The sequence below is a fragment of the Pseudomonadota bacterium genome (assembly GCA_022572885.1).
In the GTDB taxonomy this organism is placed as follows: Bacteria; Pseudomonadota; Gammaproteobacteria; order Steroidobacterales; family MnTg04; genus MnTg04.
Genome location: JACZVC010000001.1, coordinates 38974 through 64904, shown reverse-complemented (window position 1 = coordinate 64904; position 25931 = coordinate 38974). Strand labels below are relative to the sequence as shown.

General features: G+C 59.9%; 20 protein-coding genes. 19 read left to right on the top strand and 1 reads right to left on the bottom strand.

Annotation, left to right across the window (positions count from 1 at the left end):
- Position 1: 1 nt before the first annotated feature.
- A complete protein-coding gene (gene uvrA, locus IIA05_00305; GenBank protein ID MCH9025543.1) occupies positions 2 to 2854 on the bottom strand; it encodes an excinuclease ABC subunit UvrA in 2853 nt (950 codons plus the stop codon).
- Between the two features lie 74 nt (positions 2855 to 2928).
- Between uvrA and IIA05_00300 the strand changes: the two genes are divergently transcribed.
- The 19 genes from IIA05_00300 to tldD all read left to right on the top strand — a co-directional run bounded on the left by IIA05_00300 (position 2929) and on the right by tldD (position 25840).
- A complete protein-coding gene (locus IIA05_00300; GenBank protein MCH9025542.1) occupies positions 2929 to 4140 on the top strand; it encodes an MFS transporter in 1212 nt (403 codons plus the stop codon).
- Between the two features lie 58 nt (positions 4141 to 4198).
- Positions 4199 to 4624 (top strand): single-stranded DNA-binding protein, encoded by a 426-nt coding sequence (gene ssb, locus IIA05_00295; GenBank protein MCH9025541.1) that lies wholly within the window; start codon positions 4199 to 4201, stop codon positions 4622 to 4624.
- A 120-nt stretch (positions 4625 to 4744) separates the two neighbouring features.
- On the top strand, positions 4745 to 6457 hold the full coding sequence (locus tag IIA05_00290; GenBank protein ID MCH9025540.1) for a bifunctional sulfate adenylyltransferase/adenylylsulfate kinase: 1713 nt from the start codon (positions 4745 to 4747) through the stop codon (positions 6455 to 6457).
- Between the two features lie 92 nt (positions 6458 to 6549).
- Complete coding sequence (gene miaB, locus IIA05_00285) at positions 6550 to 7890, top strand: tRNA (N6-isopentenyl adenosine(37)-C2)-methylthiotransferase MiaB (GenBank protein MCH9025539.1); 1341 nt, start codon at positions 6550 to 6552, stop codon at positions 7888 to 7890.
- Positions 7891 to 8847: a PhoH family protein gene (locus IIA05_00280; GenBank protein ID MCH9025538.1), complete on the top strand. Its 957-nt coding sequence runs from the start codon at positions 7891 to 7893 to the stop codon at positions 8845 to 8847.
- Positions 8822 to 9319 (top strand): rRNA maturation RNase YbeY, encoded by a 498-nt coding sequence (gene ybeY / locus IIA05_00275; protein MCH9025537.1) that lies wholly within the window; start codon positions 8822 to 8824, stop codon positions 9317 to 9319. The genes IIA05_00280 and ybeY overlap by 26 nt, the downstream gene beginning before the upstream one ends.
- A 60-nt stretch (positions 9320 to 9379) precedes the next feature.
- Complete coding sequence (locus tag IIA05_00270; protein ID MCH9025536.1) at positions 9380 to 10258, top strand: CBS domain-containing protein; 879 nt, start codon at positions 9380 to 9382, stop codon at positions 10256 to 10258.
- Between the two features lie 18 nt (positions 10259 to 10276).
- Positions 10277 to 11776 carry an apolipoprotein N-acyltransferase gene (gene lnt / locus IIA05_00265; GenBank protein ID MCH9025535.1) on the top strand — a complete coding sequence of 500 codons (1500 nt, stop codon included), beginning with the start codon at positions 10277 to 10279 and terminating at the stop codon, positions 11774 to 11776.
- Positions 11777 to 11852: 76 nt separating this feature from the next.
- Positions 11853 to 14303, top strand: coding sequence for a leucine--tRNA ligase (locus tag IIA05_00260; GenBank protein ID MCH9025534.1), 2451 nt, complete (start codon positions 11853 to 11855; stop codon positions 14301 to 14303).
- On the top strand, positions 14290 to 14787 hold the full coding sequence (locus IIA05_00255) for a hypothetical protein (protein ID MCH9025533.1): 498 nt from the start codon (positions 14290 to 14292) through the stop codon (positions 14785 to 14787). Before IIA05_00260 ends, IIA05_00255 begins: the two co-directional genes overlap by 14 nt.
- A 269-nt stretch (positions 14788 to 15056) precedes the next feature.
- Entirely contained in the window at positions 15057 to 16046 is a 990-nt protein-coding gene (holA, locus tag IIA05_00250; GenBank protein ID MCH9025532.1) for a DNA polymerase III subunit delta, read from the top strand.
- Complete coding sequence (gene nadD / locus IIA05_00245; protein MCH9025531.1) at positions 16043 to 16702, top strand: nicotinate-nucleotide adenylyltransferase; 660 nt, start codon at positions 16043 to 16045, stop codon at positions 16700 to 16702. Before holA ends, nadD begins: the two co-directional genes overlap by 4 nt.
- A gap of 27 nt (positions 16703 to 16729) precedes the next feature.
- A complete protein-coding gene (gene rsfS / locus IIA05_00240) occupies positions 16730 to 17086 on the top strand; it encodes a ribosome silencing factor (protein ID MCH9025530.1) in 357 nt (118 codons plus the stop codon).
- 14 nt (positions 17087 to 17100) lie between these two features.
- Complete coding sequence (gene rlmH, locus IIA05_00235) at positions 17101 to 17571, top strand: 23S rRNA (pseudouridine(1915)-N(3))-methyltransferase RlmH (GenBank protein ID MCH9025529.1); 471 nt, start codon at positions 17101 to 17103, stop codon at positions 17569 to 17571.
- A 43-nt stretch (positions 17572 to 17614) separates the two neighbouring features.
- The gene (gene maf, locus IIA05_00230) at positions 17615 to 18223 is read left to right on the top strand and encodes a septum formation inhibitor Maf (protein MCH9025528.1); all 609 of its coding nucleotides are present in this window, start codon (positions 17615 to 17617) and stop codon (positions 18221 to 18223) included.
- Complete coding sequence (rng, locus tag IIA05_00225; GenBank protein MCH9025527.1) at positions 18213 to 19682, top strand: ribonuclease G; 1470 nt, start codon at positions 18213 to 18215, stop codon at positions 19680 to 19682. Before maf ends, rng begins: the two co-directional genes overlap by 11 nt.
- A gap of 16 nt (positions 19683 to 19698) precedes the next feature.
- Complete coding sequence (locus tag IIA05_00220) at positions 19699 to 23550, top strand: TIGR02099 family protein (GenBank protein MCH9025526.1); 3852 nt, start codon at positions 19699 to 19701, stop codon at positions 23548 to 23550.
- Positions 23551 to 23567: 17 nt separating this feature from the next.
- Positions 23568 to 24401 (top strand): carbon-nitrogen hydrolase family protein, encoded by an 834-nt coding sequence (locus IIA05_00215; GenBank protein ID MCH9025525.1) that lies wholly within the window; start codon positions 23568 to 23570, stop codon positions 24399 to 24401.
- Complete coding sequence (tldD, locus tag IIA05_00210) at positions 24398 to 25840, top strand: metalloprotease TldD (GenBank protein MCH9025524.1); 1443 nt, start codon at positions 24398 to 24400, stop codon at positions 25838 to 25840. Before IIA05_00215 ends, tldD begins: the two co-directional genes overlap by 4 nt.
- Positions 25841 to 25931: the final 91 nt, after the last annotated feature.

The following is a 25931-nucleotide window of genomic DNA, read 5'->3' as shown; positions in this document are numbered from 1 at the left end:
ATCACGCCGTCTTCCGTTTTCCGTTCGCCACTTTTCTCAACACGATCTTCAGATATTCACCGGTATAGGAGCCAGGGGTTTCACTGACATCCTCCGGCGTGCCGGTGGCGATGACTTCGCCGCCGCCATCGCCGCCTTCGGGCCCGAGATCGATGATCCAGTCGGCGGTCTTGATGACGTCGAGGTTGTGCTCGATTATGACGACGGTGTTGCCCTGGTCGCGCAACCGCTGCAACACCAGCAGTAACTGGGCGATGTCATGGAAGTGGAGGCCGGTGGTCGGCTCGTCGAGAATGTACAAGGTGCGGCCGGTCGCGCGTTTGGATAATTCCTTGGCGAGTTTTACGCGTTGCGCTTCGCCACCGGACAACGTGGTCGCGTTCTGGCCGAGCCGGATGTAGGTCAGGCCGACATCGGTCAGAGTCTGCAGTTTTTTTGCAATCACCGGGATATTGGTAAAAAATATCAGCGCATCCTCGACTGTCATATCGAGCACTTCGTGAATGTTCTTGCCCTTGTACAGGATTTGCAGGGTTTCGCGGTTGTAGCGTTTACTCTTGCAGATATCGCAGGCTACATAGATATCGGGCAGGAAATGCATCTCGACCTTGAGTACGCCATCGCCCTGGCAAGCCTCGCAGCGACCCCCCTTGACGTTAAAGCTGAAGCGCCCGGGGGCATAGCCGCGCGAACGGGCCTCCGGGGTGCCGGCGAAAAGATCGCGTATCGGCGTGAACAGGCCAGTGTAGGTCGCCGGGTTGGAGCGCGGAGTCCGGCCGATCGGGCTCTGGCTGATGTCGATGACACGGTCCAGGTGCTCGAGGCCGTCTACGCCATCGTTCGGCGCCGGGTTGTGCGAGGAGGGATTGATGCGATCGGCCACCGCTTCGTACAGCGTGCTGTTGATCAGCGTGGATTTGCCGGATCCGGAAACCCCGGTCACGCAGGTCATCAGTCCGATCGGAATATCCACATCGATTTTTTTCAGGTTGTTGCCGCGTGCTCCCCGGATTGAAAGTACCCGCTTGTCGTCTTTGGGTGCGCGCATCAGCGGCATCGGTATGCTGCGCCGGCCGGACAGGTACTGGCCGGTGAGCGACTCGGCCTGTGCCTGTATTTCCCGCGGGCTGCCCTGGGCGACAATCTGCCCGCCGTGGACGCCGGCGCCAGGGCCCAGGTCGACCACGTGATCGGCTGCCAGGATCGTCTCCTCGTCGTGTTCGACCACGATCACGGTGTTGCCCAGGTCGCGCAGGTGAAACAGCGTGCGCAGCAGGCGCTTGTTATCGCGCTGGTGCAGGCCGATCGAAGGTTCGTCGAGGATGTACATGACCCCGACCAGGCCCGAACCAATCTGGCTGGCCAGCCGGATACGCTGCGCTTCGCCACCCGACAGGGTCTCGGCGCTGCGGTCCAGCGTCAGGTAATCGAGACCGACATCGGCAAGGAAGCGCAGTCTTTCGCCGACTTCCTTGACCACCTTGGCCGCAATTTCTCCACGCCAACCCTGCAATGTCATGCCTGCAAAAAACTTCCGTGCCTGGCCGACCGCCATCGAGGTGATTTCCGACAGGGTTTTTTCCGCGACAAAAACATTGCGGGCGGCACGGTTGAGCCTTTTGCCCTCGCATTCCGGGCATGGCTGGCTGGACATGTACTTGGCGAGTTCTTCGCGCACCATGCTGGATTCGGTTTCGCGGTAGCGTCGCTGCATGTTTGGAATAATGCCCTCGAAAACATGCCGCCGCCTGAGGTGGCCGCCGCGGCCGTCGAGATACTGGAAATCGATTTTTTCCTTGCCGCTGCCATAAAGAATGATCTCGCGGATATCGTCGGGCAGATCCTCGAACGGTGACTCGATATCGAACAGGAAGTGTCTCGCCAGTGACTGGATCATCTGGAAGTAATAGGCATTGCGCCGATCCCAGCCGCGGATCGCACCGCCCGCCAGGCTCAGGTTGTTGTGCAGGACCACGCGGCCGGCATCGAAAAACTGCTTGATCCCGAGGCCGTCGCAGTCCGGGCAGGCACCGCTCGGGTTATTGAAAGAAAACAGGCGCGGTTCGAGCTCGCTCAGGCTGTAACCGCAGACCTTGCAGGCAAAGCGGTCCGAAAAAACCAGTTCGGTTTTGTCCGCGTTGTCCATCCAGGCGATCCGGGCCACGCCCTCGGTCAGTTGCAGTGCGGTCTCGAATGATTCCGCCAGGCGCAGGTTGATATCGGCGCGCACCTTGAAGCGATCGACAATCACCTCGATCGTGTGTCTGCGTTTCAGATCCAGTTTCGGTGCGTGCTCGAGTTCGCAAATCTCGCCATCGATCCGCGCGCGGATAAAACCCTGGCGGCGGATCTCGCGCAACAGCTGAATATGTTCGCCCTTGCGCTCCTGGACCACCGGGGCCAGCAACATCAGCCGGTTGCCTTCATCCAGCCCCATGACCGTGTCCACCATCTGGCTGATGGTCTGCGCCTCCAGGTCACCGCCGTGGTCGGGGCAACGCGGAATGCCGGCACGCGCATACAGCAGCCGCAGGTAATCGTAGATCTCGGTGACCGTGCCGACCGTGGAGCGCGGGTTGTGTGAGGTGGCTTTTTGCTCGATGGAAATGGCCGGCGACAGACCTTCTATATGGTCGACATCCGGTTTTTCCATTATCGACAGGAATTGCCGCGCATAAGTGGACAGCGACTCGACGTAACGCCGCTGACCCTCGGCGTATATGGTGTCGAACGCCAGCGAAGACTTGCCCGAACCGGACAGGCCGGTGAGCACGATCAACCTTTCCCGTGGCAGTTCCAGGTCCAGGTTTTTCAGATTGTGGGTGCGGGCGCCCCGGATGCTGATCTTTTTCATGGTCCGCTGTATTGACGAGTCAACCTGCTAATATACGCCGCTTTGGATTCGCGGGGCAAAGGGAGCGGCTTTTGATGGACGGCGCACAAGGCAATGGCCTGAATTCACTTGAACGGCGGGTAACCGCGGTGCTGGCCGGTGTCTATGGCGTGCGCATGCTGGGCCTGTTCTTGCTGTTGCCGGTGCTGGCCCTGTACGCGGCCGATTTGCCGGGTGCGACGCCGCTGCTGATCGGTTTGGCGGTCGGCGCTTATGGCATTACCCAGGCCACGCTGCAGGTTCCGTTCGGTGTCTTGTCGGACCGGATCGGGCGCAAGCCGGTCATCATTTTAGGCTTGTTGATTTTTATTGCCGGCAGCATTATCGCCGCGCGTGCCGATACCATGCTGGTGCTGATCGCGGGTAGGGCGCTGCAAGGCGCTGGTGCGATATCGGCTGCGGTCACCGCCTGGCTGGCCGATCACACGCGCATCGAGTTTCGAACCCGCTCGATGGCGATCGTCGGGGTCACCATCGGCGGTTCTTTCATGTTGTCGCTGATGCTCGGACCGGTGCTCGCAAACCTGTGGGGTGTCGCCGGCTTGTTCTGGCTGGCGGCGATACTCGGGGTCGTGGCGATGCTGCTGGTTGGCTTCGGGGTGCCGGCGGTTCCGCGGCAGCTCGCTGAATCCGGCAACCTGGCCGATGGTCTCGCCGACCGCAGGCTGCGGCTGCTGTATGGCGGTGTTTTTGTGCTCCACCTGGCGCTGACCGGCTTGTTTGTTGCGTTGCCGCTGATGCTCAGGGACGAGTTGGGTTTCGCCGTCGATCAGCACTGGAAGTTATATCTGACGTCGCTGCTGTTGTCCTTGCTGGGAACCGTACCGATGATCTTGCTTGCCGAGCGCCACAGTCGGACCGGCGGTGCCGGCGCGCTGACGGCAGCGGTGCTATTGGTCGTTGGCGGCCAGTTGGTCTTGTACACGGGCCTGGGCGGGCTGACTGGAATCGGTGTCGGTCTGATCCTGTTTTTCGCCGGCTTCAATTTTCTCGAGGCGCGGATGCCGGCCTTGCTGTCGATACTGGCGGCGGCGGAAAATCGCGGCGCGGCGTTAGGCATCTATGCCACCAGCCAGTTCCTCGGCGCCTTCGCCGGCGGCGTATTGGCGGGCGTGGTCATGAGCAGCGGCGGCACCGCCATGGTTTACGCGGTCGGGGCGGGCTTGCTTGCCGCGTGGGGGCTGCTGGGCAAAATACTGAATATCCGGCTCTTCGAGGCCAATTACCGGGTGCTAAAAAGCGGCTGAACGCATACAATACGCAACCCGTGCTTAGCGCAACCCACCCAAACAATACGGAGCAAACATGGCCCGCGGAATCAACAAAGTCATACTGATCGGCAACCTTGGCTCAGACCCGGAAACGCGGGCGATGCCCAGCGGCGCCTATGTCACCAACATCAGTGTCGCGACCAGCGAATCGTGGAAAGACAAGCAGACCGGCGATCAAAAAGAACGCACCGAGTGGCACAAGGTCGTTTTCTTCGGCCGCCTGGCCGAGATTGCATCCGAATATCTGCGCAAGGGCTCGCAGGTCTATATCGAGGGTGGGCTGCGCACCCGCAAGTGGCAGGACAAGGATGGCCGTGACCGGTACACCACCGAGATCGTGGCCCGCGAAATGGAAATGCTCGGTGGCCGGCAGGGTGCGGGCGCACCGGCGATGGCTGCCAGCGCTGGCGGGGCTCCGGCACCGGCCAATGACCAGTTTGACGACGATATTCCTTTTTAACAGGTACCGAGGTCGCGCCTGTGCGGCGGCCGCAGAGTATCAGAACTGATCGGCGCACCGTGGGTGCGCCGATTGTTTTTCCCCAACCCGTTTTTTTTAGATCACAACTTGAGTTACAACATGTCAAAATTAATCGCTCCGCATGGCGGAGAACTGAAAATTCTTTACCTGCCCGATGAACAACGCGAGGGTGCGCAAGAAAAAGCGCGCAACCTAAAATCCTGGGACTTGAGCGACCGGCAATTGTGCGATATCGAGCTGCTGCTTTGTGGCGCGTTTTCCCCGCTGGAAGGATTTCTGAACCAGGCCGATTACGACTCGGTGCTGAAGGACATGCGCCTGGCCGACGGTACGCTGTGGCCGATGCCGATCACGCTGGATGTCAGTGAGCAGTTCGCCGGCGAACTGGTCGCAGGCGACGAGATCGCCCTGCGCGACCACGAAGGCGTGCTGATCGCCACGCTGGCGATCGACGATATCTGGCAGGCGGACAAAGCCGCCGAAGCCAAAGCGGTCCTTGGCACGACAGACGATAAACACCCGGCGGTCCATTACCTCAATCATATTGCGCACCCGGTTTATCTGGGTGGTCGCCTGGTCGGCATCGAATCTCCGGAGCATTACGATTTCAAACATCTCAGGGAAACGCCCACCGAGCTCCGGCGGCGATTCGAAAAAATGGGCTGGCGGAAAATCGTCGCGTTCCAGACCCGCAATCCCATGCACCGCGCCCACCAGGAGCTGACTTTTCGCGCGGCGCGCGATGTCGAAGCCAATCTGCTGATCCACCCGGTTGTCGGCATGACCAAGGCAGGCGATATCGATCATTTCACGCGGGTCCGTTGTTACGAGCACATACTCAGTCAATATCCGGAGCAGACCACGGCGCTCAGCCTGTTGCCGCTGGCGATGCGTATGGGCGGCCCGCGCGAAGCCGTGTGGCATGCTTTGATCCGGAAGAATTTCGGTTGCACGCATTTTATTGTGGGTCGCGACCATGCCGGTCCCGGTAACGATTCGAATGACCAGCCTTTTTACGGTCCATACGATGCGCAGGATCTGATCGAGCAATACGCCGATGAAATCGGCATCGAAATGGTGCCGTTCAAGATGATGGTCTATGTCCAGGAAAAGGCCCAGTACATCCCGGCCGATGAAACGACCGAAGAGCAGACGGTGCTGAATATTTCCGGTACCGAGTTTCGCCGGCGGTTACAGGAAGGTCTGGATATACCTGACTGGTTTTCTTATGGCGATGTCGTGGAGGAGTTGCGCAAGACCCATCCGGCTCGTCACAATCAAGGGATGGCGGTGTTTTTTACCGGTCTGTCGGGCTCAGGGAAGTCAACGATAGCCAACGCGCTGATGACCAAACTGATGGAAATGGGTGGCCGCCCGGTCACGCTGCTGGATGGCGATATCGTCAGGAAAAACCTGTCGAGCGAACTGGGTTTCTCGCGCGAGCACCGCGACCTGAACATTCTGCGCATTGGCTTCGTCGCCAGCGAGATCGTCAAGAACGGCGGTATCGCAATCTGTGCGCCGATCGCGCCTTATTCGGCTACGCGACGCAAGGTCAGGGAGTCGATTGAGCAATACGGCGGCTTTATCGAGGTGTATGTTTCGACGTCCCTGGAAGTCTGCGAGCAACGCGACCGGAAAGGTCTCTATGCGAAGGCGCGGGCAGGCATCATCAAGGAATTCACGGGTATTTCCGATCCATACGAAAAACCCAAGACTCCGGAGGTCGACATCGATACCCAGCATATTTCACCGGACAATGCCGCGCACCAGATCCTGATCAAGCTGGAAAGCCTCGGCTACATCCGTTAGTCAGGGTTTGTTGCGTGGCGCTGGAAAAACGCAAGGAAAAATAGTAACTTAGATCTTTTAACAGGCCAGCTTGGCCGGTCTTTGTCAGCACGATGCCAGGAAAACTCTATATCAAGACTTTTGGTTGCCAGATGAATGAGTACGACTCCGACAAAATGGCGGATGTACTCAGGGAGTCGCACGGCCTGGAATTGACTGACGACCCGGAACAGGCGGACATCCTGTTGCTCAATACCTGTTCGATCCGCGAAAAGGCCCAGGAAAAGGTGTTTTCGCAACTGGGCCGCTGGAAGAAATGGAAAAAAGACCGGCCCGGGCTGGTCATCGGTGTCGGTGGTTGCGTGGCTTCACAGGAAGGGGAGGCCATCCGCCGGCGCGCCCCCTATGTCGATCTGGTTTTTGGCCCACAGACACTGCACCGTCTGCCGGCGATGGTCGATAAATTGCGCGCGACCGGTGAAGGCCAGGTCGATATCAGTTTCCCGGAGATCGAGAAATTCGATGCCCTGCCGCAACCGCGCGCCGACGGGGCAACGGCATTCGTTTCGGTGATGGAAGGATGCAGCAAGTATTGCACCTTTTGCGTCGTACCCTATACCCGCGGCGAGGAATTTAGCCGCCCGTTCGATGACATCATCGCCGAGGTCGTGCAGCTTGCCGAGCAGGGTGTGCGGGACATCAACTTGCTCGGGCAGAACGTCAACGCCTATCGTGGGCCGATGAACGACGGCATCGAGGCGGATCTCGCAACCTTGATTCATTTTGTCGCGGCGATCGGCGGTGTCGAGCGGATCCGCTTTACGACTTCACACCCGGTAGAGTTTAGCGACAGCTTGATCGCAGCCTATGCCGAGATTCCCAAGCTGGTCAATTTCCTGCACCTGCCGGTGCAAAGCGGCTCGGATCGCATCCTCGCCCTGATGAAGCGCGGCCACACGACGCTCGAATACAAGCAAAAGATCAGGCGCCTGCGCAAGGTACGGCCGGGTATCTCGATTTCGTCGGATTTTATCGTCGGCTTTCCCGGCGAGACCGAGCGGGATTTTGCCGCCACCATGCAGCTGATCGCCGATGTCGGTTTCGACCAGTCCTTCAGTTTTATTTACTCGGCTAGACCCGGCACGCCGGCCGCCGCATACGCCGATGAATGCAGCGCTGAAGAAAAGCAGCGGCGCTTGGTTGTGCTCCAACAGCGGATCAACCAGCAGGCGCAGGAAATCAGCCGCGCGATGGTGGGCACGGTGCAGCGGGTGCTGGTCGAAAAGCCATCGCCGAAGAACCCCCGCCAGCTGTCAGGCCGCACGGAAAACAATCGCTGGGTGAATTTTGACGGCGACCGGTCGCTGATCAATCAGTTCGCCGACGTAGTTATCACCGAGGCGCTGCCGAATTCCCTGCGCGGCCGCCTCGAAATCGAGCGCCGCGTTGCCTGAATGAGCGAACGATTGCTGGAACTGACAATGGAACCCGCCGACAACCAACGGCTGGCCCGGCTGTGTGGCCAGTTCGACCAGCACCTGAAGCTGATCGAGAAGCATTTCGGCGTGGATGTCAGCGCCAGGGGAAACCACTTCAACATCGCCGGCGACCCGCAGAACATAGAGACCGCGGGCACGGTTTTGACGCAACTCTACCGGCAGGCGGGCGATGAAGACCTGGATCCCGAGAGTGTCCACATGGCGCTGCGCGAAGCCGGCATGACGCCGGTTGACGAAGACAGCACGCTCAATGGAGAAGTGCGCACGCGCCGCAAGGTGATCCGTTGCCGCGGCCGCAACCAGCTCACCTACCTGCACAACATGCGCAGCAGCGACCTGACTTTTGGTATCGGTCCGGCCGGTACGGGCAAGACCTACCTGGCGGTGGCGCGCGCGATCGAAGCGCTGGAGCAGGAAGAGGTTCGCCGCATCATCCTGGTCAGGCCGGCGGTGGAAGCCGGCGAGCGACTCGGGTTCCTGCCCGGGGACCTGATGCAGAAGATCGATCCTTATCTGCGGCCGATGTACGACGCCCTGTATGAAATGCTGGGCTTTGAGCGGGTCGCCCGGCTGGTGGAAAAAAGTATTATCGAAGTGGCGCCACTGGCGTTCATGCGCGGGCGGTCGCTGAGCGAGAGCTTTGTGATCCTGGACGAAGCACAGAACACCAGTGCCGAGCAAATGAAAATGTTTCTGACCCGCATCGGTTTCGGGTCGCGTGCGGTGGTGACCGGCGACATCACCCAGACCGATCTGCCGCGCGGGCAGGAATCGGGACTCAACCAGGTCGTGCGCATCCTGTCCAGGGTCAAACGCGTCAGTTTCTCCCGCTTCGACGCGCAGGATGTGGTTCGCCATCCGCTGGTGCAAGCCATAGTCGAGGCCTATGCGAAACACGACGAAGAGGACTGACGCCTTGCCCGGGCCAGGTGTCGAGCTTGCCGTGCAGGTGCTTTGCGATTTGGCAACGGTACCCGGTGAGAAGCAGTTGCACGCCTGGGTCAGCGCTGCCTTGCAGCGGCGCCGCGGGGAACATGAAATTACCATTCGTATCGTCGGTGAACCTGAAAGCCAGGCCATGAACAAGAAATACCGGAGCCAGGACCGGCCGACCAACGTGTTGTCGTTCCCGGCCGATCTGCCGGGGGGGGTTGACCATCCATTGCTGGGCGACCTGGTAATCTGCGCGCCGCTACTCGAGCGCGAGGCGGCGGCGCAGGGCAAGGACTCGCATGCGCACTGGGCCCACCTGGTTATCCATGGCGTTTTGCATTTGCTGGGGCACGATCATCAGCAGGCGGACGAGACAGCCAAAATGGAAGCCCTGGAAACCGCCATCCTGGCCTCGATCGGTTACCCGGATCCTTATGAGCATCCCGGCTAACGCCAGCCAGTTTGGCTGCACCATGCTTAGCCAGGGCCGGTTACCGTGGTAGACTGAGCTATGTCCGACGACCAGCCTCCAAGTACTAACGGTCCGCGGCAGCGCCGCTGGCTGAGCCGGATCAGGCAACGGTTCGGCGCCGCTCCGAAGGATCGCGCAGAAGTTGTCGAGTATCTTCGGAGGGCCAGCAAGAAAGGCCTGTTTGATGCTGATGAACAGGCGATGCTGGAAGGCGTATTCGAAGTTTCCGACACCCATGTCCGCGAAATCATGGTCCCGCGCTCGCTAATGGTGGTCGTGGAGCACGATGCCGATGCGCGCGACATATTGCCGATTATCATCGAATCCGGCCACTCGCGTTTTCCCGTTATCGGCGATTACCGCGACGAGGTCGCCGGTATCCTGATGGCAAAAGATTTGCTGCGCTATTTTGCCGATGGCGGCAACAGCGCGTTCGATATGCGTGAGTATATGCGCGCTGCGGTATTCATCCCTGAAAGCAAGCGCCTGAAATCCCTGCTCAAGGAATTTCGCGCCAGCCACAATCACATGGCGATCGTCGTCGATGAATACGGCGGAGTGGCGGGTCTACTGACCATCGAGGACGTGCTCGAGCAGATCGTCGGCGATATCGACGACGAGCACGATATCGAGGAAGACATTTTTATTCAGCGCGACAGTGCGACCCAGTTCAGCGTGCACGCGCTGACCCGTATCGATGATTTCAACGAGTACTTTGGCAGCGAATTCAGCGATGAAGACTATGGCACTGTCGGCGGCCTGATCCTCAGCGAAATGGGCAAACTGCCCGGGCGCGACGAAACCGTCACCATTGACGGTTTCGCGTTCAAAGTGACTCGCGCGGGCCGTCGTCGCATAGATACTCTCCAGGTAACGGTCAGCGGAAAGGACATCCCCGGTGTGGAAAAAGACCAGTAGCACGGGGTTGGCCGCCCTTTGATCGGATGGTCGCGCGGTCGCCGGGGGGACCTGGCAGCGTCGGTCTCGGGCTTGCTGTTGCCGATGGCATTCGCGCCGTTGCAATGGTGGCCGCTGGCGCCGCTTTGCCTGGGCGTCTTGTTTCTCTGCTGGCAGACCGACGATGCGAGGCAGGCGGCACGCAAAGGCTTCCTGTTCGGCGCCGGCGTTTTCCTTGCGGGCACCTACTGGCTTTACCACTCGATCCATGTCCTGGGGAAAGCGCCGCTGGCGCTGGCTCTGTTGCTGATGCTTGGGCTGGTCGCGATCATGGGCTTGTATCACGCATTGCTCGGTTACCTGGTCGTCCGCGGGAGACTGCAGCGTGGTCCGCTCGGCTGGCTGGTCGGATTGCCCTTCACCTGGATTTTGATGGAGTGGTGGCGTGGCTGGTTTCTGACCGGCTTTCCGTGGCTGGGCCTGGGATACAGCCAGACCGATACCTGGCTGGGCGCGCTGGCGCCGGTATTGGGTGTATACGGGGTCAGCCTGGCCGTGGCGGTGGTTAGCGGCGGCCTGCTCGCCATGCTGCTGGGCCAGCGGCGCCAGAAAATACTCGGCGCTGCGGTAATCGTTGTGCTCTGGTCGGCCGCCGCCTTGCTCGGGCGTGTTCAATGGACTGCGGATGCCGGTGACCAGATATCGGTCACCATCGTGCAGGCTGCGATTCCGCAGGAACAGAAATGGCTGCCCGAGATGCTGGTGCCGACCCAGGATTTGTACGTGTCGATGACCGATGGGCACTGGGACAGCGACCTGGTGATCTGGCCGGAGGCAGCCATCCCCGCGCTGATCGCCCAGGTTGACGGCTATCTGATGACATTGCGCAAACGCATGCTGGAACAAGGCAATACGCTGTTGCTGGGGATCATCGACTTCGAACCCGACAGTGGGGCATACCGCAATACGCTGCTGGGTCTCGGACCGCAGGTGGAGATTTATTACAAACGCCACCTGGTGCCTTTCGGTGAGTTTTTCCCGGTGCCTGAATTCGTTCGCCGCTGGATGCGCTTGCAAAACCTGCCCTACACGGATTTCGAAGCGGGGCGGGACGACCAGCCGCCGATGCTGGTCAACGGCATTAAAGTGGCGCCCAGCATTTGTTACGAAATCGCCTATGGCGCCGAGCAACGGGTATTTTTACCGGCCGCGGCGTTGCTGGTAAATGTCAGCAACGATGCCTGGTTTGGCGATACCATCGCGCCGCATCAGCACTTGCAGATTGCCCGCATGCGCGCGATGGAAGCGCGGCGTTACCTGCTCAGGGCGACCAACAACGGGATTTCCGCCGTGATCGGCTCGCGCGGCGAACTGCTCGAAGTGTCGCGGCAGTTTGTGCCGGCCGTGATCGACGCCACGGTTCAGCCGTTGTCCGGTGAGACCTTGTATGTGCGTTTCGGCAACTGGCCGCTGCTGGTGACGGTTCTGACATCGCTGGTCGCGCTACTGCTGTACCGGCGGACCTGGCGGTCACGATAGTGTCGCCACCGCTTCGGCTACGGTATCCTTGCGCGCTCGATACAACGGGCTGCCGGGAGCAATAGGCGCAGAACCCATGGAAGAGAATTACCTGCCAAAACCGATCGAAGCACAGGCGCAGGCCTGGTGGGACGAGCACGCGAGTTTTGCTGCCCGCGAAGACGCGGATGGCGAAAAATTTTATTGCCTGAGCATGTTTCCCTACCCCAGCGGACGGTTGCACATGGGGCATGTCCGGAATTACACCATTGGCGATGTCATCAGCCGCTACCAGCGCATGCAGGGGCGTAACGTGATGCAGCCGATCGGCTTTGACGCCTTCGGCATGCCGGCTGAAAACGCGGCGATACAGAACAAAGTGCCGCCTGCAAAATGGACCTACCAGAACATCGCATACATGCAGGAACAGTTGCGGGCACTTGGTTTTGCCTATGACTGGAATCGCGAACTGACGACCTGCAAACCGGATTACTACCGCTGGGAGCAGTGGTTGTTCGTGCAATTGTATAAAAAGGGTTTGGTGTACAAGAAAAACGCGGCGGTCAACTGGGACCCGGTTGACCAGACCGTGCTCGCCAACGAGCAAGTCATAGACGGCCGTGGCTGGCGGTCCGGGGCGCTGGTCGAGCGCCGCGAAATCCCGCAGTGGTTCATGCGTATTACCGCGTATGCGGACGAGTTGCTGGCGGAACTCGATCGCCTGGAGCACTGGCCGGAAGCGGTTCGTACCATGCAGCAAAACTGGATCGGACGATCCCAAGGGCTGGATATCAGCTTCCCGGTCGCCGGCGAGGCAGAACCGCTGAGCGTATTCACCACCCGCCCCGATACCTTGATGGGCGTCAGCTATATGGCAGTTGCCGCCGGGCACCCGCTGGCGATCAAGGCCGCGGCCGGCAACCCGGAACTGGCGGCGTTTCTCGACAAATGCCGCAGCACCGTTACCGCCGAAGCCGATCTCGAGACCATGGAAAAAGAAGGCATGGCGTTAGGTCTGGACGCAATCCACCCGGTGACCGGTAACAAGATTCCCGTGTGGACAGCCAACTTCGTCCTGATGACTTATGGCACGGGTGCGGTCATGGCGGTGCCGGGCCACGATCACCGTGACTGGGAATTTGCCACGAAATACGGACTGCCGATCGTGCAGGTCATCGAACCGGATGACGGCAGCGAAGTCGATCTTTCAACAGGCGCCAACATCGCTTATGGCACGCTGGTCAACTCGGACAGCTATACCGGCATGAGCAGTCAGCAGGCTTTCGATGCCATGGCCGAGCATTTTGCCGAGAACGGCATCGGTGGCCGGCGGACGAATTACCGGCTGCGCGACTGGGGTGTTTCCAGGCAAAGGTATTGGGGTGCGCCGATCCCGATGATTTACTGTGAAGAGTGCGGCGACGTGCCGGTTCCCGAAGACCAGTTACCGGTGATATTGCCCGAGGACGTGGCGGTAACCGGCGAGGGTTCGCCGCTCCGGCACATGGCGGAGTTTTACCAGGTTCCTTGTCCCGGCTGCGGCGGCGAGGCGAGGCGGGAGACGGATACTTTCGATACTTTCTTCGAATCGTCCTGGTATTTCGCCCGTTTCGCCAGCCACGACTGCAAGGACGCGATGCTGGATCGGCGTGCCGATTACTGGCTGCCGGTGGATCAGTACATCGGCGGCATCGAACATGCGATTCTGCACCTGTTGTATGCCCGCTTTTTCCAGAAGGCCATGCGCGATCTCGGGCTGATCAAAAGCGGTGAGCCATTTGCCCGTTTGCTGACCCAGGGCATGGTGTTGAAAGATGGCGCGAAGATGTCCAAGTCCAAGGGCAACACCGTCGATCCACAAGGAATGATCGACCGTTTCGGCGCCGATACGGTCAGGTTGTTCATGATGTTCGCATCACCGCCGGAACAAACGCTGGACTGGTCGGATGAGGGCGTCCACGGGGCATTTCGTTTTCTCAAGCGCCTGTGGAAGCTGGTGTATCGGCATGTCCGTGAAGGTACGGTAGAGGATCTGGATGTCGCAGCGTTGAATGCCGGGCAAAAAGAGCTCAGGCGCCAGACGCACGATACGATTGCCAAGGTCGGCGACGATATCGGCCGCCGCTTTACCTTCAATACGGCGATTGCCGCGGTCATGGAGCTACTCAACCATGTATCGAAATCAGCAGACCATAGTGTCCAGGGCAGGGCGGTCACTCAGGAGGCGCTGGAGGCGGCTTGCCTGTTGCTGTCGCCGATCGTTCCGCATGTTTGCCACCGGCTCTGGCAGGAGCTGGGTCATGCGCAGGCGGTGATCGATGTGCGCTGGCCGGCTGTGGACGAGGCCGCGAGAGCGCAGGACATGCTGGAAATTGTGATCCAGGTAAACGGCAAGCTCCGGTCGCGAATCTCAGTGGCGGCCAATGCCGATCGCGAGCTGATCGAACGGCTGGCACTGGCTGACAAGATAGTTCAACGATTCGTAGGTGACAAAAAGGTTCGCAAGTTGATTGTGGTGCCGGGAAGATTGGTCAATGTCGTCGTCTAGGCTGATGATCTCGTGCGTGTGCCTGTTGCTGGCTGGCTGCGGATACCAGTTGCAAAGGTACGACCGGTTGCCGGCGGAGATGCAGTTAACCTACGTGCAGGCCGGTGACCATTACAGCCTGTTCTATCGCCAGCTGCGCCGCGCGCTGGTCGACGCCGGCATCACGCTGACCAACGACCCGACACAGGCCACGGCCACGCTGGTGATCAGCCGGGACGATACCGGGCAACGGCTGGTCACCATTTCCGCCCAAAATCAGCCGCTCGAGTTTCAAGTGTTTTATGCAGTCAGCTATCGGGTCAGGTCGAACGACGGTGAGCTGTTGCCTTTGCAAGTGATATCGGTCGAGCGGGATTACACCTACGACCAGACCACCGTGCTCGCCAAACGCCAGGAGGAGGAAATCCTGCGTGAGGCGCTGGCCCAGGACCTGGTCAGGCGAGTGCTGCGTTCGCTCAATTCTATCGGCAATGGATCGACCTGATCGATGCTCAACCGGCGACGCTGTGTGCCAGGTGGATATTGGGGCGATTGTCGCAAAAGTCGCCTGCTCGACCGGGACAGGCTTTTTATCAAGGTGGCAGCCGCGGCAGCGCGCGGTTATGATGAAACCAACGAAACCAAAGGCTTGCCCGGCCTGGCGTGGAGACAGGATGCAGCCGCTGTGATGCCGGCAATGACAATAACCGCACAACCACTGGCCCGCCCTGAGAGTCGCTTCGCTGCACCCGGGCGAGGCACACAGATTCCTTAGTGACTACCGATAACCAGCACAGCCCCGAACAAATGGAACCCTTGCACCCTGTCTACCTGATCGCGGGGGATGACCCGTTGTTGGTCCAGGAAGCCGTCGATGCCATCAGACAGCGGGCTGCCGGCGCAATCCGCAAGACCTTTTTTGCAACCGATGATTTTGACTGGCAGGAACTGGCCGCCAGTGGCGACAACATGTCACTGTTCGGTGACCGGCAACTGATCGAGATGCACATCCCCGGCGGCAAGCCCGGGGCCATCGGCAGCCGCGTACTCCGGGAGATTGCGGCAGACCCCCCCGAACATGACGTTCTCCTGGTTATCGCCTCCGCTGCGCAGCGCTCCGAGCTGAGGAAGGCTGCCTGGGCCAAGGCGTTAACCGCTGCCGGCCGGCGGATCGACGCCTGGACGCCAAAACCCGAGATGATGCAGCAGTGGGTCCGTGACCGTATGCAGCAGGCGGGTCTCCAGCCGGACAACGCGGCGGTGCGCTTGTTGGCGGACCGTGTCGAAGGAAACCTGGTGGCCGCAGCGCAGGAAATTCAGAAACTGTTGTTGTTGCGTGGCTCGGGTCCGGTCGACGAAAGAGCGGTCAGCGAGGCGGTAACCGACAGCGCCCGCTTCGATGTATTCCAGCTGACCGGGGCTGCGCTGGCCGGCAGGGCGGATCGCGCCCTGCGGGTGTTGTATGGCCTGAAAGAAGAGTACCTGGCGCCGCAGATCGTGTGCTGGGCACTGGCCCGCGACATCATCGATCTTTGCCGGATCGCGGGTGCGCCACCGGGGAGCGGAGCAAAAATGGCGCCGTTCAGGATCCGGCAATTGGAACCGGGGGCCCGCCGGCTTGGCGTCGACAAGTGCCGGCAATTGCTGATGGCAACGACCCGCGCGGATGCGATGTGCAAGGGTCAGCTCCCGGGCGACGCCTGGGCCCAGTTCGCCGTTATCGTCAGCACGATGGCGGGTAAACAGGTCGGGACCGCGGCATGAACCCGATCGGAATTTTTGGCGGCACCTTCGACCCGATCCATTACGGGCACCTGCGTACGGCGTTCGAGCTGGTCGAAGCATTGCGCCTGACCGAACTTCGCTTTATGCCATGCGGCGTACCACCGCACCGCGAGGCGGCAGTCGCCAGCGCGGAGCATCGCCTGGCCATGGTCACGGCCGCGACCGAGGCGCAGCATGGCTTTGTGGTCGATGACCGCGAAATCAGGCGGCAGGGCCCGTCCTACTCGGTCGATACGCTCAGCGAATTGCGCGCTGAGTTTCCCGGCCGCTCGCTGTGCCTGATCGTCGGCATGGACGTATTTCTCAGCTTGCCGAAGTGGTATCAGTGGCGTGAGATTCTTCACCTGGCCCATGTCGTCGTTGCCCACCGGCCCGGCTGGCGCGCGCCAGGCCTGGGACCGCTGGGCGAGTTGCTGGTTGATCGTGGTACCGCGCGGGTCGGCGAGCTGCACGACTCGCTGGCCGGGTCAATTTACATACACGCCGTAACTCAGCTGGAAATTTCTTCTTCCGGATTGAGAAAGCTGGTCGCCAGTGGCGGCGACCCACGCTTTTTGATGCCGGACGCTGTCCGGCAACTAATCGCGGATACCGGCTGCTATTGCGAATCGACGCCAGTGAAAAGCACTGGCTGAACCAGTTTGTACAAACCGAGGAGCTGCATGGAAACCAAAAACCTGATCGACCTTGTGGTAGAGGCGCTTGAGGACCTGAAAGGGCAAGATATCGAAATCCTGGATGTCAGCGACATGACAACCATCACCGACGCCATGGTGATCGTCAGCGGAACATCCAGTCGCCACGTGCGCTCGCTGGCCGATGACGTGGTCATGAAAGCCAAGGAAAGCGGGCACCAACCCCTGGGCGTGGAAGGCGAACAACAAGGCGACTGGATCCTGGTTGATCTGAACGATGTGCTGGTGCATGTGATGCTGCCGAAGGTGAGAGATTTCTATAACCTGGAGAAACTCTGGAAAATCAGCGATGTGGCCAGGCGTGCCGGCCAGTCCAGTCTCTAGATCGGCGCTGCACCATGCGTCTGACGCTGATCGCTGCCGGAACCCGCATGCCGGCATGGGTTGAACAAGGTTACCAGGAGTATGCGCGCCGCCTGGGCGGTGACTGCCGGCTGGAACTGGTGGAAATCCCGCTGGGCTTGCGCACCCGGCGGTCCTCCAGTGACCGGGCCAAGAAGGCCGAGGGCGAGCGCATGCTTCGCCAGGTACCGGCCGGCGATCGCGTAGTCGCCCTTGAGGTCACCGGTAAATCGCTGGATACCGAGGGGCTGGCCAAATGTCTCGAGGAATGGCGCCAGGACGGGCGGAATGTCGCCTTGTTGATTGGCGGTCCGGACGGTTTGTCCGCTGCCTGTTTGCAAAAAGCCGAATTCAAGCTGTCCTTGTCCGCACTGACCTTGCCCCATGGGATGGTTCGGGTGTTGCTGGCCGAGCAAATCTATCGAGCCTGGAGCTTGCTGCATAACCACCCCTACCACCGCGCCTGACGGACGGCTTGCCACCTCCGCTGCGATGCCACAAACTGGCCGAATGTCTGCCAAATACCTGTACCTGGCGTCGCGCTCAGTGCGCCGTAAGCAACTGCTGAGACAGATCGGCGTGGATTTTTCCTGTCGGGTGGCCGCTGTGGATGAAGCCGTCCTCGACGGTGAGAAACCAGCCGTCTATGTCGAGCGTCTGGCCATCGAAAAGGCGCGAGATGTTGCCGGCAGCGTCGGACAAGAAAATTCCGCCGTGCTGGCTGCCGATACCACGGTCGTTTTGGGTGGGCGGATTTTTGGCAAGCCGGCGAACCGGGAGGATGCCCTGGAAATGCTGCAGGCCTTGTCCGGCAAAGGCCACCAGGTTTTTACTGCGGTCGCCATGGCCGTCGATGGCAAAACCGACACCCGTCTCAGCGTCAGCGAGGTGACAATCCGGCCGCTCAGCGAAGCGCTGATCGAACGCTATTGGCAAACCGGTGAACCCGCGGGCAAAGCAGGCGGTTACGCCATCCAGGGCTACGCCGCCGGCTTCATCAAAAGCCTCACCGGCAGTTACAGCGGCGTGATGGGCTTGCCGCTATACGAAACCGTGGAATTGCTTGAGCAGGCTGGCATCGGCTGGGCTTTGCAGCATGGGCCGGTGAATCATGCCTAAGGAAATCCTGGTCAATGTCTCCCCACGCGAAACGCGTGCCGCCGTCGTTGAAAACGGGCTGGTGCAGGAGGTCTATATCGAGCGTGCGAGCCGTCGCGGGCTGATCGGAAATATCTATAAAGGACGGGTCTCACGGGTTCTGCCGGGTATGCAGGCGGCGTTTGTCGACCTCGGTCTTGCGCGGACCGGGTTCCTGCATGTATCGGACATAGCCAGCGGCCGCCAGGATGACGGCAATGGGGACGCGCGCGCGGAGGATATCCGCAGGCGGGTCAGCGAAGGCCAGGAGTTGCTGGTACAGGTGCTAAAGGATCCACTCGGCAGCAAAGGGGCAAGGCTGACGACTTTCGTCACCTTTCCCTCGCGTTACCTGGTTTATCTGCCGCGCGGGAACGCTGTCGGCATTTCATCGCGCATCGAGGACGAGGAAGAGAAACTGCGTCTGAAGAGCCTGCTCGAAACGATGATGGATGAGCAGCCAAAAGGAGGGTTTATTGTCAGGACGGCAGCCGAGGGCGCCGATTTTGACGCTCTGCGCGCAGACATGATGTACCTGCTTCGGCTTTGGGATGTCGTTGAAAAAGACTACGCGCGCAGCGCTGCCGGAGAAATCGTGCACGCCGATCTCGATCTGCCGCTGCGGATACTCCGTGACCTGCTTGGCGACGATATGGAACGCATACGCGTAGACTCTGCCGGCAGCCTGCGCAAGATGAAGGAATTTGCCGCGACTTTTATTCCCGAACTGGCGCCGCGCATCGAAGAATACCCGGACGAACGGCCGATTTTTGACCTGTACAGCATCGAAGACGAAATCCAGCGATCCCTGGGCCGTACCGTACCGTTGAAATCCGGCGGTTACCTGGTGATCGATCAGACCGAGGCGATGACGACGATAGACGTCAACACCGGTGGCTATGTCGGTCATAGAAATCTCGAGGAGACGACTTTCCGTACCAATCTCGAAGCCACGGTTGCGATTGCCCGGCAACTGCGGCTCAGAAATCTGGGGGGCATCATTATTCTCGATTTTATCGATATGGACGAACCGGAGCATCGCTCGCAGGTACTGCAGGCACTGGAGAAGTCACTGGCCAGGGACCACGCGAGAAACAATATCGGCACGATTTCCGAGCTTGGCCTGGTCGAAATGACACGCAAAAGAATCCGGGAGAGCCTTGAACATGTGCTTTGCCACGCTTGTCCAAGTTGTGACGGTCGTGGTTTTTTAAAAACACCGGAAACGATATGTTACGAGATATTCCGGGAAATACTGCGCCAGAACCGGCAATTCGATTTCCAGGAATTGTTGGTGCTGGCGTGCCCGGAAGTCATCGAATTACTGGTCGACGAGGAATCGGCGAGCCTGGCAGAGCTGGAACAGTTCACCGGCAAGCCGATTCGGCTGCAAAGCGAATCGCTGTATGCGCAGGACCAGTTCGACGTCGTGTTGATGTGAGACCGTTGTTTGCGCCATGACTTTGAGACGAAGAATATTCAACTGGCTGGCCACACTGGTGGCAATATTGGTCATCGGTCTGGCCATATTGCTTGGCCTGTTCCGGCTGGCCGCGGCCCAGCTTCCCGAATATCGCGCCGATCTCGAGGAGAAGGCCAGTATCGCCGTTGGCTTACCGGTGCGTTTTGGTTCGGTGGACGCGCGCCTGCGCTTGAATGGGCCGGAGCTGATTTTCTATGATGCAAGAGTGCTGGACCCGGACACCGGTGCGGTGCTGGTTCGCGCGCGCAGGGGCGGGGTCACTATCGATCTGATCGCCCTGATCAGGGACAGAAAATTCAGCGCGACCCGGGTATCTCTGGATGGCGCCAGCATCAGGCTGGAACGGACACGCGACGGTGTGACGCGGATCCAGGGCTTGGAAACACCAGGCACCGGTTCCGGAGAGGGTCTGCGCGCGACGGAATTCCCGGTCGGTATATTCGAACTCACGCATACTGATTTTGTCATTGAAGATCTGAAAAACGAACTCGGGCCGTGGAGTTTCCGCGATGTCGAATTGCAGCTGGAAAATGACGGCCAGAACATCGTTATCAACGGCAGAGTCGAACTGCCCGATGATCTCGGTGAGTCGCTTTCCTGGCATGTGGAAATGCACGATATCACTGCCGGTCAGGATATCCAGCAGTGGCAGGCGCATGTTCAGGCGACCCAGCTAAACCTTTCGAATCTGTCGCAACTGACGCCGGAGCGCTACCGGGTGATCGAGGAAGGCAGCGGTGACATAAGTTTGCATGTATTTGTAGAGGGCGGCGAGTTGCAGCATGCCAGCGTCCGGGCGGACCTTGCCGACGCCAGAATATTTCTCGCACCGGAGTCGGTGGCATCGATTGCCTACGAGGCGATAGACGGCCGGCTCGAATTGGACAGGCTGGGCAACGGCTGGTCGGCCGCCGCCAGGGGTTTTCGACTTGAGCAGGCAGGCAGGGGTTGGGAAAAGAGCGATGTTCGGCTCGATTACCTGGATCTGCCGGCAGCGGAATCCGGCGATGAGCCAGGCGCAGCGGGCCATGAAATAAACCTTAGCGCCAGTTTTGTGGGCATCGAGGAGCTCGCGGTGCTGGCGGGCTGGCTACCCGACACGCAGATCAAGGATTGGTTGCTGGCGTTGCGGCCCGCAGGGCGCTTGCGCAACCTGTCGTTGAACTACAGCGATCGCGCTGAGGGAGCGGGCGAATACCGGTTCAGCACGGAATTTGAAGGCTTGGCGATGTCGGCGCAGCGCGGCCTGCCGGGCGTGCGCGGCCTGTCGGGAACGCTGACCGCCGAAAACAATGGCGGGACAATCATCCTGCACAGTCAAGGGCTGGAGCTGGATGCTCCGTGGCTGTTTCGTACTCCGCAGCTGTTCGATTCTGTCACTGGCGAGTTGGAGTGGCAGCGGCAGGCGGGGGGTCTGCGGGTTTTGGCAAGGGATCTGACGATGCGGCACCAGGCCATGGAGGTGGTTACCTCGGCGAGCATCGACTGGCCCCGGAGCGGTGAGCCGCAAATTCAGTTGACCACACAAATCAGCGATCTGCATGTGTCATATATTCCGGGGCTACTGCCAACCGGCGTCATGAGCGAAAACCTTGTGCTGTGGCTGGACAGCGCATTACTGGATGGGTTCATCCCCGAGGCAAAACTGGTAATCGATGGGCCATTGCAAAAGATTCCTTTTCGAAATGGCGAAGGTATTTTTAGCGCGGAGTTTCCGCTACAGGATCTCAAGCTTCAATATGGCGATGACTGGCCTGTCGTTAGCGGCCTCAATTTGCAAGCCAGCTTTTCAGGATCCAGGTTCAGCGCTCATGGTGAGGGCGGCCAGGCACTGGGAACTCAGGTGCGGGCAATAACGGTGGGGATCGAGGACTTGGCGCTGCCGGTACTCGAGCTGCAGGCGAACATCGGGGGCCGCATGGAAGACACCTGGCAGTTTGTGCTGCAAAGTCCCCTGGCGGATTTGCTGGGCGAGCCGGTGGAGTTGTTTACCGTTTCCGGCCACGACGAGATCGATCTGGAGTTGCAGCTTAACCTGCGAGATATTTCCGACCTGGAGGTCAGGCTGGGGATCGAAATCAAAAACGGCACCCTGGATATCGATGGACTCGAACCGGGGTTTTCGCAAATCAACGGCAGCCTGCGCATAGACGATAAGCTGATCACCGCCGAACGGCTGGAGGCGCGCTTCCTGGATTACCCGGTACAGATCAGCATCGAGCCTCAGCTGACACCGAACAGAATACTGGCGGTGATCAGTATGGATGGTCATATAGACGGTGACGATTTTGCTCGTCTCGGCGTGCCGCTAGCATCCTTGGCAAGCGGCACGGCGGCCTATCGGGCGAACGCGACCGTGGCGACCAGTGGCGGCGGCAATTTTCTCCTGCGGGTCGAAAGCAATCTCGAAGGCATGATTCTGGATTGGCCCGAACCGCTGAAAAAAACCGCGGCGAGCCGGTCGCTGCTGCTCTATTTGGAATTGCTGCCCGACAGGCTGATGGACCTGATGATCGAGTACGAACCGGGCATCAGTGCTGCCTTGCGGCTGACCCACGAGCCTGGTGAATCCTGGCGGATCATGACCGGGATGGTGACCACCGACGGCGGGGCCACCTTGCCCGATGAACCGGGGCTGCTGGTCCGCGGATACCTGCCCCACGCCGATCTGGGCGAATGGCTGAGCCTGAACGACCCGGACGGCGGTGAGTCCGGGGTGGAGTTGCATACCATCGTGCGCGAGATCGATGTTTCGATCGGGCAAGGCCGCGCTATCGGCTTTGAGTTCGGAGCGCTGGGTTTGAATATGCGGCGCTCGGAAGATCGGTGGTTGCTCGCGGTAACGGGCGAAGCATTAGAGGGGGCGATGGAGATTCCATACCGGCTGAATGAAGCAAACGTAACGGCCGACATGCAGCGGGTCTGGCTGACAGAAAAAATCGTTGCGGAGGATGGGGGCAATCGCCACCTGGTCGATCCGAGAAACATTCCAGGGGCGGATATCGTCGTCGCCGACTTCAGGCTCACCGACATGCGGCTCGGGAAAGCAACCGCCAGCGCCAGGCGCAGTATCGGTGGAATCGTCGTCGAGCACCTGGAGTTTGAAACGAAATCGATGAAGGGGACAGGCAACGCGAGCTGGTTGTATCTTGAAAGTGGCGAGGAGACGCAGCTGGACCTGGTGCTCGAATCGAATGATCTTAGCGCCGCCCTGGAAGATCTGAACATGATGCGGTCGTTGCGAGCCAAAAAGGGCGACGTCAGTCTGCAGGTTTACTGGCCGGGGGCCCCCAACGATGATTTTCTGCCAGTGATATCCGGCAATATCAGCATGGATTTCCGCAACGGAGAACTCCGGGATCTAGAACCGGGCGCCGGCAAGCTGCTGGGTTTGCTCAGTATCACGGCTTTGCCACGGCGTCTCGCCCTGGATTTCAGCGACGTGTTCGCGGCGGGGTTGTCCTTCGACCGGCTTAGCGGGGACTATGTACTGCGTGATGGCGATGCCTTTACCAACAACCTGACCCTGGATGGCCCGACCGCCAAGGCCGTTTTGGTGGGGCGAACCGGTCTGGGGACCCGGGATTACGACCAGACCGCGGTGGTTACCGCCAGCATCGGCAACACGCTGCCGGTGGCCGGGGCGCTCGCCGGTGGACCGGCGGTCGGCGCCGCCGTCTGGTTGCTGTCGAAGATGTTCCAGAAACCGCTGGACGACTTGTCCCAGGGCTACTACCGGATAACCGGTAGCTGGGATGACCCGCTGATCGAACCGGTGAACGCGGAAACCGAGGTCGCAAACGCATCGACCAGCGAAAGCGGTTGAACCCCGACTAGACGCAGATGAGCAAGATAGCGCTAATCCAGATGCGCAGTGGTGGGAAAGTTGCAGCTAACCTCCAGGATGCGGCGGCATACCTGGCGCAGGCGGCGGCACAGGGCGCCACGCTGGCGATATTGCCGGAAAACTTTGCGCTGATGGCAAATGAGTCGCAGCGGCGCGAAATCGCCGAAGCGCCTGGTGCCGGACCGTTACAGGATTTCCTGTCGGAGCAGGCAAGAAACAACGGCATCTGGCTGGTTGCCGGTACCATCCCGCTGCTCGACAACGACTACGAATCTGCGGATCGTCCGCCGGCAGCCAGTTGCCTGGTCATCGACTCCAAAGGCAACCAGGTAGCCCGTTACGACAAGATTCACCTTTTCGACGTGGGCATCCCCGGGCGAGAAGAGGCATACCACGAGTCCGCCCATACCCACGCCGGCAGCAAGGCTGTTTGCGTGGATACGCCGGTTGGCCGGCTCGGTCTGGCAGTCTGCTATGATATTCGTTTCCCGGCGCTGTTCATGCGGCTGATGGATCAGGGTATGGAAGTCCTGGCCCTGCCGGCCGCTTTTACCGCGGGAACCGGGGAGGCGCACTGGGAAATACTGCTGCGGGCACGTGCGATCGAGAGCCTGTGTTATGTTGCTGCGGCTGCGCATGGCGGTCGCCATGAAAACGGACGAGAGACCTGGGGGCACAGCATGCTGGTAGACCCCTGGGGTGCCGTTAACGCTGAGATGGACAAGGAACCCGGGGTCTTGATCGCGGCAATAAACATCGATGAGCTCAAAAAGATTCGGCAACGATTTCCGGTGCTGACCCACGGACGACTGGATAATAATTACGGATGAGCGAAAAGGCATTACAAATAGCGCGCGAGCGAATCCTGGAACCGTCGGGCCTGGAAGACGATCACCTGATCGGTTTGCTGGCCAGGCTTAGTGGCCCCGACATCGATTACTGCGATTTGTATTTCCAGCATTCACGGCACGAATCCTGGGTACTGGAAGACGGAATCGTTAAAGAGGGCACGCAGAGTATCGACCAGGGTGTCGGCGTGCGTGCGATCAGCGGCGAAAAAACCGGGTTTGCCTATTCCGACGAAATCCTGTTGCCGGCGCTCACCCAGGCCTCCGATGCGGCAAGAGCGATCGCCAGGTCAGGCGGATCAGGGCGGGTTCAGGCATGGCAAAGCAGCGGCAAGCGGCAGCTCTACCTGCCGATCGACCCGATCGATTCGCTCGAGGACAAGGAGAAAATTGCCTTTCTGGAAGCGATAGACCGGACCACCAGGGCTATAGACCACAGGGTTCAGCAGGTTATTGCCAGTATTTCCGGTTTGCACGAAGTGGTGCTGGTTGTCGGCAGCGATGGCACCTTGAGCGCCGACGTCAGGCCGCTGGTGCGCCTGAATATCTCCGTTATCCTGGAACAGGACGGGCAAAGAGAGCAAGGCTATGGCGGGATTGGCGGTCGTTACGATTACCGGCAATTATTCGCTGATGGTGGGCCGGAGAACCTTGCGCAGGAGGTGGTCCGGCAGGCCAGCATGAATCTTGAGGCAAAACCCGCTCCCGCGGGCACCATGACTGTCGTGCTTGGTCCAGGCTGGCCGGGTGTCCTGTTGCATGAAGCGATAGGCCACGGGCTGGAAGGCGATTTCAACCGCAAGGGCACTTCCGCTTTTTCTGGCCGGATCGGCGAGCGGGTCGCCAACGAATTATGCACGGTTGTCGATGACGGCACTTTGGCCGGTCGCCGGGGCTCGCTGAACATGGATGACGAGGGCACGCCGACCCAGCGTAATATCCTTATTGAAAATGGCGTCCTGGTTTCTTATCTGCAGGACAAGCTCAACGCTCGGCTGATGGGTCAGAAATCGACCGGCAACGGCCGCCGTGAATCGTACGCCCACATTCCGTTGCCCAGAATGACCAATACTTTCATGTTGCCGGGCCCGCACGAGCATGAGGAAATCATCGCCTCGGTCGAAAAGGGTATTTATGCGTCAAATTTTGCCGGCGGCCAGGTGGATATCACGTCCGGAAAGTTTGTGTTCAGCGCGAACGAAGCCTGGTTGATCGAAAAAGGGCGCAAGACGACCCCGATCAAGGGAGCGACGCTAATTGGCAATGGCCCCGACGTGTTGACGCGCGTCAGCATGGTCGGCAACGACCTGAAACTCGATGGTGGGGTTGGAGTTTGTGGCAAAGACGGGCAATCGATCCCGGTTGGCGTCGGCCAGCCGACGCTGCGCATCGATGGTCTTACCGTCGGTGGCACCGGTTGAGCGTCCAGCTTATGTAAACAGGCGCTTGGTTTTGCTTTTTGCCACTGGGCCTGAGTTCGACAGGCTGCTAGGATGAAAGGGAAACGGAGAC

Bases quoted from the DNA above. Each gene is read 5' to 3' on its own strand.
- uvrA (MCH9025543.1), bottom strand. From the start codon at position 2,854: ATGAAAAAGATCAGCATCCGGGGCGCCCGCACCCACAATCTGAAAAAC.
- IIA05_00300 (MCH9025542.1), top strand. From the start codon at position 2,929: ATGGACGGCGCACAAGGCAATGGCCTGAATTCACTTGAACGGCGGGTA.
- ssb (MCH9025541.1), top strand. From the start codon at position 4,199: ATGGCCCGCGGAATCAACAAAGTCATACTGATCGGCAACCTTGGCTCA.
- IIA05_00290 (MCH9025540.1), top strand. From the start codon at position 4,745: ATGTCAAAATTAATCGCTCCGCATGGCGGAGAACTGAAAATTCTTTAC.
- miaB (MCH9025539.1), top strand. From the start codon at position 6,550: ATGCCAGGAAAACTCTATATCAAGACTTTTGGTTGCCAGATGAATGAG.
- IIA05_00280 (MCH9025538.1), top strand. From the start codon at position 7,891: ATGAGCGAACGATTGCTGGAACTGACAATGGAACCCGCCGACAACCAA.
- ybeY (MCH9025537.1), top strand. From the start codon at position 8,822: ATGCGAAACACGACGAAGAGGACTGACGCCTTGCCCGGGCCAGGTGTC.
- IIA05_00270 (MCH9025536.1), top strand. From the start codon at position 9,380: ATGTCCGACGACCAGCCTCCAAGTACTAACGGTCCGCGGCAGCGCCGC.
- IIA05_00260 (MCH9025534.1), top strand. From the start codon at position 11,853: ATGGAAGAGAATTACCTGCCAAAACCGATCGAAGCACAGGCGCAGGCC.
- IIA05_00255 (MCH9025533.1), top strand. From the start codon at position 14,290: ATGTCGTCGTCTAGGCTGATGATCTCGTGCGTGTGCCTGTTGCTGGCT.
- nadD (MCH9025531.1), top strand. From the start codon at position 16,043: ATGAACCCGATCGGAATTTTTGGCGGCACCTTCGACCCGATCCATTAC.
- rsfS (MCH9025530.1), top strand. From the start codon at position 16,730: ATGGAAACCAAAAACCTGATCGACCTTGTGGTAGAGGCGCTTGAGGAC.
- rlmH (MCH9025529.1), top strand. From the start codon at position 17,101: ATGCGTCTGACGCTGATCGCTGCCGGAACCCGCATGCCGGCATGGGTT.
- maf (MCH9025528.1), top strand. From the start codon at position 17,615: ATGTCTGCCAAATACCTGTACCTGGCGTCGCGCTCAGTGCGCCGTAAG.
- IIA05_00220 (MCH9025526.1), top strand. From the start codon at position 19,699: ATGACTTTGAGACGAAGAATATTCAACTGGCTGGCCACACTGGTGGCA.
- IIA05_00215 (MCH9025525.1), top strand. From the start codon at position 23,568: ATGAGCAAGATAGCGCTAATCCAGATGCGCAGTGGTGGGAAAGTTGCA.
- tldD (MCH9025524.1), top strand. From the start codon at position 24,398: ATGAGCGAAAAGGCATTACAAATAGCGCGCGAGCGAATCCTGGAACCG.